This window comes from Vogesella sp. LIG4 (genome assembly GCF_900090205.1).
GTDB lineage: Bacteria > Pseudomonadota > Gammaproteobacteria > Burkholderiales > Chromobacteriaceae > Vogesella.
In genome coordinates this window covers 1,649,926-1,663,434 of sequence record NZ_LT607802.1, presented here as the reverse complement: position 1 = coordinate 1,663,434, position 13,509 = coordinate 1,649,926, and the positions used below count along the sequence as shown (strand labels likewise).

12 protein-coding genes are annotated in these 13,509 nt (G+C 67.0%); 4 read left to right on the top strand and 8 right to left on the bottom strand.

Annotated features, from left to right (window positions below; all coding sequences use genetic code 11):
• Positions 1–167: 167 nt before the first annotated feature.
• The 3 genes from PSELUDRAFT_RS07825 to PSELUDRAFT_RS07815 all read right to left on the bottom strand — a co-directional run bounded on the left by PSELUDRAFT_RS07825 (position 168) and on the right by PSELUDRAFT_RS07815 (position 3,198).
• The gene (locus tag PSELUDRAFT_RS07825) at positions 168–692 is read right to left on the bottom strand and encodes a response regulator transcription factor (protein ID WP_088966317.1); all 525 of its coding nucleotides are present in this window, start codon (positions 690–692) and stop codon (positions 168–170) included.
• A gap of 3 nt (positions 693–695) precedes the next feature.
• The gene (locus PSELUDRAFT_RS07820; RefSeq protein ID WP_088966316.1) at positions 696–1,964 is read right to left on the bottom strand and encodes an ATP-binding protein; all 1,269 of its coding nucleotides are present in this window, start codon (positions 1,962–1,964) and stop codon (positions 696–698) included.
• A gap of 244 nt (positions 1,965–2,208) precedes the next feature.
• Positions 2,209–3,198, bottom strand: a complete 990-nt coding sequence (locus PSELUDRAFT_RS07815) for an isocitrate/isopropylmalate dehydrogenase family protein (protein ID WP_088966315.1) — start codon at positions 3,196–3,198, stop codon at positions 2,209–2,211.
• 244 nt (positions 3,199–3,442) lie between these two features.
• Between PSELUDRAFT_RS07815 and PSELUDRAFT_RS07810 the strand changes: the two genes are divergently transcribed.
• Both PSELUDRAFT_RS07810 and chrA read left to right on the top strand, forming a co-directional pair.
• Entirely contained in the window at positions 3,443–4,222 is a 780-nt protein-coding gene (locus PSELUDRAFT_RS07810; RefSeq protein WP_088966314.1) for a ferredoxin--NADP reductase, read from the top strand.
• A 90-nt stretch (positions 4,223–4,312) separates the two neighbouring features.
• Positions 4,313–5,638 (top strand): chromate efflux transporter, encoded by a 1,326-nt coding sequence (chrA, locus tag PSELUDRAFT_RS07805; RefSeq protein ID WP_088966313.1) that lies wholly within the window; start codon positions 4,313–4,315, stop codon positions 5,636–5,638.
• Here chrA and PSELUDRAFT_RS07800 read toward each other — a convergent pair.
• On the bottom strand, positions 5,618–6,544 hold the full coding sequence (locus PSELUDRAFT_RS07800; RefSeq protein WP_088966312.1) for a LysR family transcriptional regulator: 927 nt from the start codon (positions 6,542–6,544) through the stop codon (positions 5,618–5,620). The genes chrA and PSELUDRAFT_RS07800 overlap by 21 nt on opposite strands.
• Before the next feature lie 87 nt (positions 6,545–6,631).
• On the opposite strand from PSELUDRAFT_RS07800, the gene PSELUDRAFT_RS07795 reads away from it, so the two are divergent.
• Positions 6,632–7,510, top strand: a complete 879-nt coding sequence (locus PSELUDRAFT_RS07795) for a DMT family transporter (RefSeq protein ID WP_088966311.1) — start codon at positions 6,632–6,634, stop codon at positions 7,508–7,510.
• Positions 7,511–8,304: 794 nt separating this feature from the next.
• Here the strand turns inward: PSELUDRAFT_RS07795 and PSELUDRAFT_RS07790 are convergent.
• The 4 genes from PSELUDRAFT_RS07790 to cysT form a co-directional block, all read right to left on the bottom strand.
• On the bottom strand, positions 8,305–9,234 hold the full coding sequence (locus PSELUDRAFT_RS07790; RefSeq protein ID WP_088966310.1) for a CysB family HTH-type transcriptional regulator: 930 nt from the start codon (positions 9,232–9,234) through the stop codon (positions 8,305–8,307).
• Complete coding sequence (locus PSELUDRAFT_RS07785) at positions 9,231–10,304, bottom strand: sulfate/molybdate ABC transporter ATP-binding protein (protein ID WP_088966309.1); 1,074 nt, start codon at positions 10,302–10,304, stop codon at positions 9,231–9,233. Before PSELUDRAFT_RS07785 ends, PSELUDRAFT_RS07790 begins: the two co-directional genes overlap by 4 nt.
• 66 nt (positions 10,305–10,370) lie before the next feature.
• Complete coding sequence (gene cysW / locus PSELUDRAFT_RS07780) at positions 10,371–11,246, bottom strand: sulfate ABC transporter permease subunit CysW (protein WP_088966308.1); 876 nt, start codon at positions 11,244–11,246, stop codon at positions 10,371–10,373.
• Positions 11,246–12,085, bottom strand: coding sequence for a sulfate ABC transporter permease subunit CysT (gene cysT / locus PSELUDRAFT_RS07775; protein ID WP_088966307.1), 840 nt, complete (start codon positions 12,083–12,085; stop codon positions 11,246–11,248). The genes cysW and cysT overlap by 1 nt, the downstream gene beginning before the upstream one ends.
• Before the next feature lie 369 nt (positions 12,086–12,454).
• Here cysT and PSELUDRAFT_RS07770 point away from each other — a divergent pair, with 369 nt between their 5' ends.
• Entirely contained in the window at positions 12,455–12,793 is a 339-nt protein-coding gene (locus PSELUDRAFT_RS07770) for a DUF2489 domain-containing protein (RefSeq protein ID WP_197693950.1), read from the top strand.
• The last annotated feature ends 716 nt before the right edge of the window (positions 12,794–13,509 follow it).

Genomic DNA, 13,509 nt, shown 5'->3' with positions numbered 1-13,509 from the left:
GAGGAAGAAACATCACACCGGCGAGGGGCCGGCAGATGCTTCGAGGGGCTAACACCACAAAAACCTTTCGGTTTGAGTGCGCTGCACAATTTAGCGTAATTGCTCTAGCTTGTCCATTGCTTCATCAGGTACTTAGGTAACGTTGCGTACGCTCGCAGCGCTGCCGTTCATTCCTTTACCGGCCGTTTTGCCAGCATCCGCTGCAGGCTGCGCCGGTGCATGCCCAGCGCCCGCGCGGTGGCCGACACATTGCCGCCGTGTTCGGCCAGCACCCGCTGCAGATACTCCCAGCTCACCCGCTTCAGCGACATCGGCGCGCAGGCCAGCGGCGCCTCCGGGTTGGCCGCAAGCTGCCCCAGCGCCGCCAGGATGTCGTCCACCGTGGCCGGTTTGGCCAGGTAGTTCACCGCCCCCAGTTTCACCGCCTCCACCGCGGTGGCAATGCTGGCATAGCCGGTGAGCACCAGCACCCGCGCCGCCGGCGCGGCGGCCAGCAGCTGCGGCAGCAGGCGCAGGCCGCTGTCGCCGGCCAGGTTGAGGTCGAGGATGATGCCGTCCGGCGCCGCTTGCAGCGCGTCCAGCGCCGCCGCTGCGCTGGCGACATGCGTCACGGTCAAGCCACGGCGGGCCAGGCTACGCGCCAGCACCGTGGCAAAGGTGGCGTCGTCGTCGATGATCAGGATGCTGTTCATGCGCTATCCGCTTTGCCCGTCCAGCGGCAAGCGCACGATGGCGCGCACCCCGCCGGCCGGGTCGTTGTCGAGTTTCAGTTCGCCACCCAGCTGCGACAGCGTGGCATGCGACAGCAGCACGCCCAGGCCCAGCCCGGCCGGCTTGCCGGAATCCAGCGGCGCCAAGCCGGCCTGCTGCAGCTGCGCCGCGCTCAGGCTGCCGCGGCGGTTGTGGATATCCAGCCGCAGCCAGGCACCCTCCACCGCCACGCTCAGCTCCACCTCGCAGCTGTCAGCCGCGCCGCTACCGGCGGCATCGGCAGCGTTGTTGAGCAGGTTGAACAGCGCCGGCCAGAAGCGTGCATCCAGCCGCAGTGCCGGGCCGCCTTCCAGCAGGCCAAGCCGCAGCAGCCGCACCTGCGGCCGTGTGCTGTGCCAGCCCTGCAGCTGCAGTTCCAGCTGGCGGCACACCGGCAGCACTTCGCCCTCGCCGCTGCTGCCGGCACGCAACTGCACCAGCGCCTCACGGCACAGCTGCAGCTGACGCTGCATCAGCAGCAGGTCGTCGCGCTGCGCGCCGCTGGCGTCGTGCAGCATCTCGTCGCACAGCAGGGTCAGCGTGCCCAGCGGGGTGGACAGCATGTGCGCCGCCGCCGCGGCCTGCACCCCCAGCCCTACCAGCTGTTCGTTGCGCAGTTGTGCTTCGCGCGCCGCCGCCAGCGCCGCCTCGCGCTGCTGCAACTGCGCCACCAGGTAGGACACGAACAGCGTCAGCAGCAACACCGACACGGCGAAGGTCAGCCACATGCCGACCTGGTGCAGGCGGAAAGCGTAGGCGGCATCGTCGCCGGCCAGCGGCCAGGGCAGATGCCAGGCGAACAGCTGCGCGTAGGCGCCCAGGCTGGCCAGCGCCAGGCCCCAGGCCTGCCGCGCCGGCAGCAGCAAGGCGCCGAACAGCACCGGCAGCAGGTACAGCGAGGCCAAGGGGTTGGCCGCACCGCCGCTGAACGCCAGCAGCTCGGTCAGCACCAGCACATCGCCGGCCAGCCCCAGCGCCAGCAACTGCCGCGGGCCGAGCGCGCGCCGCGCCAGCCAGGGCAGCGACAGGTTGAGCAGCGCCAGCGTGGTCAGCGCCTGCCACAGCAGCAGCCACGGCAGCTGCAGCTGGCGGGCAAACGCCAGCAACAGCAGCAATAGCGCGCTGCCCAGCATGGCCCAGCGCAGCAGGTACAGCCGCTGCGACACGGCCTCCAGCCGGCCGGCAGACAGGAAAGGGGAAACAGGGGAAGTCATGGCCGGCACTTTAGCATTGCCGCTGCGCGAGTACTGCCACTGCCGCTTGCGGCATTTTGTCGCACGGCAAAAACAAGCCGCCCGACAGGCGGGCGGCAGGCAGTTCGCTTGGAGCGCGGGAACGCCTTCCCGCAGCCGCCACTGTAGCGGGTGACCGGCGACGGCGGAATGCGACACCTTGTCGCAGTGGCGCGGGTACGCTGCCGGCCAGCCACGCGGGTATGAACCGCGGGCTCAACCCGCCCTACAGCCGCGCAATCACTGCATCGCAAAAGCTGACCGTACCGGCACTGCCGCCCAGATCCGGCGTGCGGGTGCCGGCCGCCAGCGTGGCGCGCACCGCCTGCTCCAGCCGTGCGGCCAACTCTGGCAGCCGCCACCAGTGGCGCAGCAGCATGGCCAGCGACAGCAGGCTGGCCACCGGGTTGGCAATGCCCTGCCCGGCGATGTCCGGCGCCGAGCCATGCACCGGCTCGGCAATGGCGGCCTGCGCGCCCAGGTTCAGCGAGGCGGCCACGCCCAGGCCGCCGCCGAACGCCGCCGCCAGGTCGGACAGGATGTCGCCGTACAGATTGGGCGCCAGCAACATATCGAAGCCCTGCGGCGCCTGCGCCAGCTTCAGCGCGGCGGTATCCACCAGCAGCTCGTCCACCGCCAGCTGCGGGTAGCCGGCCGCCACCTCACGCGCCACGTCGCGGAACAGGCCGTCGGTGAGCGGCATGATATTGGCCTTGTGCACGATGGTAAGCCGCCGCCGGCCCTCGGCCACCGCCAGCTCGCAGGCGCTTTGCGCCACCCGCTGCGAGGCGGCGCGGGTGATGCGCTTGATGGCGGAGGCGGTGTCGCCGTCGGACTGCTCCTCGCCGATGTACAGGTCCTCGGTGTTCTCGCGCACGATCAGCAGGTCGATGCCGTCGACGCCGCAGCCGGGCAGGCTCAGGGTTGGCCGCAGGTTGGCGTGGCAGCCCAGCTCGCGGCGCAGCTGCACGATGGGCGAGCGGTAGCCGGCCACCTTGTGCGCCGGCGAACTCACCGCTCCGAAGATCACCGCGCCGCAGTCGCGCGCTGCCGCCAGCGTGGCAGCCGGCAGCGCGGTGCCGTGCTGGCGGAATGTGTCCCATCCGGCTTCCGCCGCTACCGTTTGCAGCGCCGGCAGCAGCGTTTGCAGCACCCGCAGCGCCTGTGGAACCACCTCGCGGCCGATGCCGTCCCCGTTTATCACGCACAGTTTCATGCCCTGATCTCTCCCGCTTGTTGTTGCACAGCAACATAACCTGCGCGTCCGGCGGCGGCAAGTTGCCGGGCGGATCGCCCGCCAGGGCGGCGTTTAGCCAAATTTCGAGAATTACTCTCATTACATAAATTGAGTAATATCAAAAAAGCAATAAAGACAGAACCTTTCCGTCCAAGCAGTTATTTGGAAGCTGGGGTAGAATACGCGCCTGTTGAATTACTGCCGCATGTAGAGACAAACACACATGGCTACCCTCACGACCGAAACCGTCCAGTCCGTTCATCACTGGAACGACACCCTGTTCAGCTTCACCTGCACCCGCGACCCGGGTCTGCGTTTCATCAACGGCCAGTTCGTGATGATCGGTCTTGAGGTGAACGGCAAACCGCTGATCCGCGCCTACTCCGTGGCCAGCGCCAACTGGGAAGAACACCTAGAGTTCTACTCCATCAAGGTGGCAAACGGCCCGCTGACCTCGCGCCTGCAGCACCTGCAGCCGGGCGACAAGGTGGTGATCTCCGGCAAGCCCACCGGCACCCTGGTGCAGGACAACCTGCTGCCGGGCGCCAAGCACCTGTTCCTGCTGTCCACCGGCACCGGCCTGGCACCGTTCATGTCCATCATCAAGGACCCGGAAGTCTACGACCTGTACGACAAGATCTTCCTGATCCACGGCGTGCGCTGGGTGAACGAGCTGGGCTACCACGACTACATCACCAAGGAACTGGCCGAGCACGAGTACCTGGGCGAGCTGGTACGCGAGAAGCTGGTCTACTACCCGACCGTTACCCGCGAGCCGTTCCGCAACCAGGGCCGTCTGACCGACCTGATCAAGAGCGGCGAGCTGGCCAAGCAGCTGGGCATCCCGCAGCTGAACCCGGAAACCGACCGCGCCCTGCTGTGCGGCAGCCCGGCAATGCTGGACGACACCTGCCACATTCTGGACGAACTGGGCTTCCACGAATCGCCGCGCATGGGCGAGCCGGGCCACTACGCCATCGAGCGCGCCTTCGTCGAGAAGTAATAGAAGTAACAACAAGCCTGGCCCTTGCGGCCAACCTTGTTCCCGTAACACCCCGTCCCGTACGGGGTGTTTTGCTGTCCGGAGCCCGCCATGTCCCACCCCGCCGTGCCATTTCGCGATGCCCTGCGCTTCTGGCTGAAGCTGGGCTTGCTCAGCTTCGGCGGCCCCGCGGGACAGATCGCGCTGATGCACCGTGAGCTGGTGGACAACAAGCGCTGGATTTCCGAGCAGCGTTTCCTGCACGCACTCAACTACTGCATGCTGCTGCCGGGGCCGGAGGCACAGCAGCTGGCCACCTACCTGGGCTGGCTGATGCACCGTACCCGCGGCGGCGTGGTGGCCGGGGTGCTGTTCGTGCTGCCCTCGCTGCTGATCCTGATTGCGCTGTCCTGGCTGTACATGGTGTTCGGCCAGCTGCCGCTGGTGGCCGGCGCCTTTGCCGGCATCAAGGCGGCGGTGCTGGCCATCGTGCTGCAGGCCGCCTGGCGCATAGGCAGCCGCACGCTGAAGCACCCGCTGCTGTGGGGCATCGCCGCCGCCGCGCTGCTGGCGCTGGCGCTATTCGCGCTGCCGTTCCCGGCCATCGTGCTGCTGGCCGGCATGGCCGGCTGGCTGGGTGCCAGACGTTGGCCGCAGGTATTTGCCGGCGGCAAGGGGCACGCCGCCAGCGGCGCGCCGGACGACAGCCAGGCGCTGATCAACGACCACACCCCGCCACCGCCACATGCCACCTACAGCCACGGCAAGCTGCTGCGCCTGATCCTGAGCGGTGCGCTGTTGTGGGGGTTGCCGATGCTGCTGGCCGTCAGCCTTGCCGGCAGCCAGCACACGCTGCCGCAGATGGGCTGGTTCTTCACCAAGGCGGCACTGCTGACCTTCGGCGGCGCCTACGCGGTGCTGCCCTACGTCTACCAGGGCGCGGTGACGCACTTCGGCTGGCTGAGCCCGGGGCAGATGATGGACGGCCTGGCGCTGGGCGAAACCACGCCGGGGCCGCTGATCATGGTGGTGGCCTTCGTCGCCTTTGTCGGCGGCTACGGCGCGCCGCTGTTCGGCGCCGGCAGCGCGAGCATCAGCGGCATCGTCGCCGCCAGCTGGGTCACCTGGTACACCTTCCTGCCATCCTTCCTGTTCATTCTCGCCGGCGCACCGCTGGTGGAGCACACCCGCGGCAAGCTGGGCTTTACCGCGCCGCTTACCGCCATCACCGCCGCGGTGGTGGGGGTGATCGTCAACCTGGCGCTGTTCTTCGGCCGGCACCTGCTGTGGCCGCACGGACTCGCCGCCGGCATCGACTGGTTCGCCGCGCTGCTGGCCGCCGCCAGCCTGTGGGCGCTGGTAAAGGGCGGCCGCGGCGTAATCCCGGTGATTGCCGCCTGTGCCGGCATCGGCCTGCTACGCGCGCTGCTGGCCTAGATCGGCAGCAATCTGCAGCAGGTAATCCACCACCGCGCGCACCCGTGGCGAGCGGTAGCGGTCGGCGTGGTACACCAGCCAGCAGCTGCCCTGGTAGCGCCCCAGCAACTGCCAGCCCGGCAGCACCTGCTGCAGGCTGCCATCCGCCAGCTGCTGCCGTACCGAGAAATCCGGCAGGCAGGCGATGCCCAGCCCCCACTCGGCTGCTTCGCGCCGCATCTCGCTGTGGTTGCTGGCATAGCGGCCGCGCACATTCACCACCACCCGCTCGTTGTCGCGCATCAGGCACCATTCGTCGTCGCCCGGCAGCTCCGCCAGCTGCAGGCAGCTGTGGCGCACCAGCTCGGCCGGATGTTGCGGCGTGCCGTTGGCCGCCAGGTAGGCCGGCGCGGCGTACAGCAGGGTACGCACCTCCATGAACGGCCGCGCCACGTAGCCGGGCGGCGGGTCGCCCAGGCGCAGCGCGATGTCCACGCCGTCGGCGATCAGGTCCACCACCTGGTCGGTTACCTGCAACTCCAGCGACAACTGTGGATAAAGTTGCAGCAGGCCGGGCAGCTGTGGATGAATCAGCTGCCGCAGCGCCGCCTTGGGTGCGGCCAACCTTACCCGGCCGCTGACGCTGCTGGCGTGGTGCGCAGCGCCGTCGCAGGCGGCGCGGGCCGCCTCCAGCATGGCGCGGGCGTGGCGCAGCACCTCCTGCCCGCCACTGCTCAGCCGCAGCCGCCGCGTGCTGCGCTCCAGCAGCTTCAGCCCCAGCGCCGCCTCCAGCCGGGCAATCTGCCGGCTCACCGCCGACGGCGTGCTGCCCTGCAGCCGCGCGGCGGCGCTGAAGGAACCCGCCTCCACCACTTCCACCAGCACTGCCAGGTCCGCCAGCAGCGGCAATAGCTCACTTGTTCTCATGGCGCAAAAATCCTGTGCCTGAATGGCCGATTATCAATACCGGCATGCAGTTTCATACTGGTAGCCAACACATGCAAGGAGCCCGCCATGAACCGCATCCTGATTCCCGCCGAACTGTTGCTGCTGCTCACCGCCGCCATCTGGGGCGGCAGCTACAGCATGGTGAAGAGCGCGCTGGCCTTCTACCCGGTAGCCGGCGTCATCGCGCTGCGCTTTCTGCTGAGCGCGCTGTTGCTGCTGCCCTACTGGTTGCGGCTGCCGCGCGCGCAGCAGGCTGCCACGCTGCGAGCGGCGCTGCCGATAGGCGCCGGGCTGCTGACGGTGATCCTGGTGGAAACCTATGGCGTGGCGCACACCAGCGCCGGCAACGCCGCCTTCCTGATCAGCCTGTGCCTGCTGCTGACGCCGCCGGTGGAATGGCTGTGGTTCGGCAAACGCCCGGCGGCGCGGCTATGGCTGGCGGCCATCGTGTCGCTGCTGGGCACCTGGCTGCTCACCGGCATGGCGGCCGGCCGCTTTGCCAGCGGCGATGCGCTGATGCTGCTGGCGGCGCTGCTGCGTGCCGTGCAGACCTGCCTTGCCACCCGGCTTACCGCCGGCAAGGGTATCGACATGCTGGGCCTCACCGGCGTGCAGAGCGCGCTGGTGGGCGTCGGGGCACTACTGCTCGCGCTACTGCAGCCCGGCGGGCTGCCGCCGCTGCCGACAGTGGCGCCGTTCTGGCTGGCCATTGCCTTCCTGGTGCTGTTCTGCACCCTGTTCGCCTTCTGGGCGATGAACCGCGCGCTGGCCGACTCCAGCCCCAGCAAGGTGGCGCTGCTGCTGGGCAGCGAGCCGCTGTGGGGCGCGCTGTTCGCGGTGGCCTGGCTGGGCGAGCCGCTGGCCGGCAGCGGCTGGATCGGCGGCCTGCTGATCGCCGGCGCGGCGCTGTGGCAGGCGCTGCCGGCACGGGCGGTGCGTAGCTGATGGGCAGAAAATGCTTGCGGCCAACCTTATCGCAACAAGGTTGGCCGCCGCGTGGCAAAGCCGCTCTCCCAGCAAGTAGGGCGGGTTGAAGCAACGGTTCATCCCCGCGCAAGCCGCCAACTCTGCGCGGGTATGGCCTGCGGCCAACCCGCCCTACCGCGAGCCAATCCACATATGCCGGTCGGAACCGGCGACTTCAAACATCATCCGCGTAGCGGATACAAAACCGGATAACGCGGTAAACGTTGGGCTTCGCTACGCTCAACCCAACCTACGGGCTGGCACCACAACGCCGTGCTGACGGCTGCCTTGCTCCTGGGTGGATGCGGCCAACATCACACTGGTGGGCACGCTGCGCTTTGCCCACCCTACGAGCCGGCTGAACCGAACCGACTTGCCCCAATCCCGTTGGCGCGAGCGCGGGCAAAATGGTGCGCCCCAGGTTTTAAGACGCCGATCTGTCTGAGTCCCGAGCCGTTAGCGAGGGACGAGTTCGGCGGCGCCTGGGGCGTGCCTTTTTGCACGGGGTTTCGAGCAGCCCCGGGTCGCCTTTTCTTTGGGTACTTTCTTTTGGCAAAGCAAAAGAAAGTACCCCGTGCGCCGGGCGGAACCGGCTACTTCAAACATCATCCGCGCAGCGGATTCCACACCCGACAACACCACCAAACCAACCCGGTAAACGTTGGGCCTCGCTACGCTCAACCCAACCTACGTGCTTGCGGCCAACCTTCAAAGTTGGCCGCAAGCATTGCAGAACAGGCTCACGTCCTCGCGAGCCAAAGATCGTAATCAGCTCAATCCTGCGCCAGCGGCGACAGCGCCCGGCGCACGGTGTCTTCGTCCAGCGCCGCCGAGCACAGCTCGATGAAGCGGTAGGCGAAGCTGCGCAGGTAGTGGCCGCGGCGGATGGCGACGCGGGTGGTCTGGTGGCCGAACAGCGGCTCGCCCGGCACTACCCGCACCTGGCTGTCGCGCTGCGCATCCACCGCCATCGAGGCGATGATGCCCACGCCCAGCTCCAGCTCCACATAGGTCTTGATCACGTCGGCATCCAGTGCCGCCATCACGATGTCCGGTGCCAGGCCGGCATCGGCGAAGGCGCGGTCGATCTGCGCGCGGCCGGTAAAGCCCTGGTGGTAGGTGACGATGGGGTAATCGGCCAGTGTCTCCAGCGACAGCGGCTGGCCATGCAGCGGGTGTTCCGGCGGTGCGATCACCGCGTGGTGCCAGCTGTAGTAGGGGAAGGACACCAGCTCCGGCACCTCGGCCACCGCCTCGGTGGCGATGCCGATGTCGGCTTCGCCGGCCAAGAGCAGGCGCACCAGCTCGTCCGGGCTGGCCTGGTGCAGCACCAGGTGTACCTTGGGGAAGGCCTTCTTGAACGCGGTCACCACCTTGGGCAGCGCGTAGCGCGCCTGGGTATGGGTGGTGGCAATGGTGAGCTGGCCTTCGTCGCGCTGGCTGAACTGCTCGGCCAGGCGCTTGATGTTGCCGGCATCCAGCAGCATGCGCTCGACGATGGTGAGCAGCTCCTTGCCGGGGTCGGTCAGGCCGAGAAAGCGCTTGCCCTTGCGCACGAACAGCTCCACGCCCAGCTCGTCTTCCAGGTCCTTGATGTGCTTGGAGACGCCGGACTGCGAGGTGAACAGCGCATTGGCTACCTCGGTGAGGTTGAAATTCTGCCGCACTGTCTCGCGGATGATGCGTAGCTGCTGGAAATTCATGCGGCACCTGCCGTTTCGTTGTTGGCGAACACGCGCACGCTGCGCGGCTTGAGTCGTACCGGCTGCCCGGCCTGCAGGCCGGCGGCAAGGAGGCTTTCCGCCGGCAGTTCCACGTCGAACTGCTGGCCGGCCAGCTCGTCGCGACCCTCCAGCTCCACGCGGGTGAGCGCACCCAGCGTCAGCACGCGGCTGATGCGCGCCGGTATGCCCTCGCCCGCCTCCCTGGGGATGATATCCAGTTCATGCGGCCGCACGAAGGCGATCACCCGGCCATCGTAGCCCGGCTCGCTGGACAGGCGGGCGCTGCCCACCGCGATGCCGCCGGCACTGCCGCTGCCCTCGAAACGGTTGGCCGCACCCAGGAAGCCATAGACGAAGGGCGTGGCCGGCTGGCGGTATACCTCGCCCGGGCTGCCGATCTGCTCCACGCGGCCGTGGTTCATCAGCACCACGCGGTCGGCCACTTCCAGCGCTTCTTCCTGGTCGTGGGTAACGAAGATGGAGGTGATGTGCAGCTCGTCGTGCAGGCGGCGCAGCCAGCGGCGCAGCTCCTTGCGCACCTTGGCATCCAGCGCGCCGAACGGCTCGTCCAAGAGCAGCACGCGCGGCTCCACCGCCAGCGCGCGCGCCAGGGCGATGCGCTGGCGCTGGCCGCCGGACAGCTGCGCCGGGAAGCGGTCCGCCAGCCAGTCCAGCTGCACCAGGCTCAGCAACTCATGCACCTTGCGCTTGATGTCCGCCTCGCTCGGGCGCTGGCTGCGCGGCTTCATGCGCAGGCCGAAGGCCACGTTGTCGAACACCGTCATGTGGCGGAACAGCGCGTAGTGCTGGAACACGAAGCCCACCTGGCGCTCGCGCACGTGGGTGTCGGAGGCGTCCTCGCCATCCAGTAGCACGCGGCCGCTGTCGGCCTGCTCCAGCCCGGCGATGACGCGCAGCAGCGTGGTCTTGCCGCAGCCGGACGGCCCCAGCAGCGCCACCAGTTCGCCGCTGGGGAAATCCAGCGAGAGATTGTCGAGGGCGACGAAATCGCCGAATGCCTTGTGTATGTTCTGTACCTGGATGCTCATCTTGTTTCTCCGTTGCCGTCTTGCGGCCAACCTAGTCCCGAGCGCTCACTGGCCCGGGTGATGTATTCAATTGCGCGTGGCGCGCCACTCCACCCAGCTCTTCACCGCCAGCGTCACCAGTGCCAGCAGTGCCAGCAGGCTGGCCACGGCGAAGGCGGCAGCGAACTGGTACTCGTTGTAAAGAATCTCCACGTGCAGCGGCAGGGTGTTGGTCTCGCCACGGATATGGCCGGACACCACCGACACCGCGCCGAATTCGCCCATCGCCCGCGCATTGCTGAGAATCACGCCGTACAGCAGCGCCCAGCGCACATTCGGCAGCGTCACATACCAGAACACCTGCCAGCCGCGCGCGCCCAGCACCACCGCGGCTTCTTCCTCCTCGCGGCCCTGCGCCTGCAGCAGCGGAATCAGCTCGCGGGCAACGAAGGGCACGGTGACGAACACGGTGGCCAGCACGATGCCCGGCACCGCGAAGATGATCTTGATGTCGTGGCCCAGCAGCCAGGGGCCTACCCAGCCGTGGCTGCTGAACACCAGCACGTACACCAGGCCCGCCACCACCGGAGACACCGAGAACGGCAGGTCGATCAGGGTGATCAAGAGCTGCTTGCCGCGAAAATCGAAACGGGTGATCGCCCACGCCGCCGCCACGCCGAACACCAGGTTCAGCGGCACCGAGATCAGCGCCGCCAGCAGGGTGAGCTTCACCGCCGACAGCGCGTCCGGCTCCAGCAGCGCGGCAAGGTAGGTATCCCAGCCCTTGGCCAGCGCCTCGGCGAACACCACTGCCAGCGGCAGCAGCAGAAACACGGCGAAGAAACCCAGTGCCAGGCCGAGAATGGTGTATTTCACCCACGCCGGCTCACGGGTGGCCTGGCGGCTTTCCAGCAGCGCTGCGCGGTCGTGCTGGGCATAGAGATTGGAAACGGCGCCGGCCATCATGCACTCCTTCCGCTACGTTTCGCCTGCCAGGCCTGCAGGCCGTTGATAGCCAGCAGCAGCAGGAAGGACAGCACCAGCATCACCCCGGCAATGGCGGTGGCGCCGGCATAGTCGTACTGCTCCAGCTTGCTGATGATCATCAGCGGGGTGATCTCCGACACCATGGGGATGTTGCCGGCGATGAAGATCACCGAGCCGTACTCGCCCACCGCGCGGGCGAAGGCCAGCGCGAAACCGGTCATCAGCGCCGGCTGCAGCACCGGCAGGATCACGTGGCGGAAAGTCTGCCAGCGGTGCGCGCCCAGGCTGGAGGCGGCTTCCTCCAGCTCGGTCTCCAGGTCTTCCAGCACCGGCTGCACCGTGCGCACCACGAAGGGCAGGCCGATGAACACCAGCGCCACCAGCACCCCCAGCGGCCCGAACGCCACCTTGATGCCCAGCGGCTCCAGGTAGCGCCCCAGCCAGCCGTTGCCGGCGTACAGGGCGGTAAGCGCGATGCCGGCCACCGCGGTGGGCAGCGCGAACGGCAGATCCACCAGCGCATCCACCAGCTTCTTGCCGGCAAAGCGGTAGCGCACCAGCGCCCAGGCCAGCAGCAGGCCGAACACGCTGTTGATGGCCGCCGCCAGCAGCGCCATGCCGAAGCTGAGCCGGTAGGACGCCAGCACGCGCGGCGCGCTCACCGCCGCCCAGAAGCCATCCAGGCTCAGGCCGCTGGCGCGGAAGAACACCGCCGACAGCGGAATCAGCACGATCAGCGACAGATAAGTGAGGGTAAAGCCCAGCGACAGGCCGAAGCCGGGCAGCACACGGGGCAAGGTAGCGGCACGGCTCATGCGGCGGCTCCTCGGGTGGTCGGGTTCATGGTGCGTCCTGTGGCTATATAACTGGCCACAGGATATTGGCCGGCCCCTTATTCGAAAAATAAGGATTTCTTCGTTGCTTATTCAATAACTGAAAAAGCGGAATGTGGCGTATTGATATAGCGGGTGGTTTTAAAAATTGATGCCGGGCGTAGCCGGCGCGTAGCTCGGATGCTCGGCTTAACCGGCGTTCCATCATCATCGTCGCCATCGCCAATCACGGCACAAGGTTGGCGGCAAGCGGATGCAACTGGCTATCATCAATGCCCAACCTCGCAAAGCTTGGCCGCATGACACTCCCATTCCAGACCCCAGCATGCCAATAAGTGAACAGCACTCACCATGAACACTCCCCCTATCGACATTCAGCAACGCCAGGCTCGCCAGCAACTGCGTGCCCTCTGCCAGGCCATGCTGGCCGGAGAGCTGTCCTTTTTTGAAGGCGCACTTCAGGCCCATGCCTTGCAAGGGCAGACGGGTATTACCGAAGACGACCCGGACATTCGGACACTAGCTGTGATCGTCTCCGAAACAGACCACCTGCCACCTCGGGCCATCCAGCACCGCTGGTCGGCAGCGGCACTTGCCCGATTACAGCCGGAATTCATGAAAACGGAAGAATGGGCCAGGAAATTTGCTGAGCAGGCATGCAGTAGCCTGGTGGCCCGACTGTCAGACTGAGCACGCAAGGTGAGCAAAAACGTTGGCCGCATAAGCCCAGAACAAGGTATGCGGCCAACGTTGTGAAGCGCCCGATTGCCCCACGGGAAGCGCCGGCAAAACAGCGCGTAGGTTGGGTTGCGCGTAGCGAAGCCCAACGTTCACCGCGTGGTTTTGCGGGTAGTTCTGTATCCGCTGCGCGGATGATGATTTAGGTGCCGGTTCCGCCCGGCGGACAGGTTAAGGGGGCCACCGCGGCCCCCTTAACAATCCCCGGCGCCCCGGCGGCTGCTCGAAACCCCGTGCAAAAAGGCACGCCCCAGGCGCCGCCGAACTCGCCCCTCGCTAACGGCTCGGGACTCAGACAGATCGGCGTCTTAAAACCTGGGGCGCACCATTTTGCACGGCTCGCGCCAACGGGATTGGGGCACGTCGGTTCGGTTCTGCTGTTTGTTTTGTGGGCATAATTGTCGGGTGGAGGTCTGCCGTAGGGCGGGTTGGCCGCAGGCATACCCGCGCAATGTTGGCGGCTTGCGCGGGTATGAACCGTTGGTTCAACCCGCCCTACCGTTGGCGGCGCCACTCGTAGAGACGAAACAAAAACGTTGGCCGCATCAACCCACGACCACAACATGCGGCCAACGTTGTGTAGCACCCAAACTGCCCCACGGGGAGCGCCGGCAAAAACGGTATCCGCAAGGTTTTAAGCGGCCGCTTTGTCTGAGCCGCGCGACGTT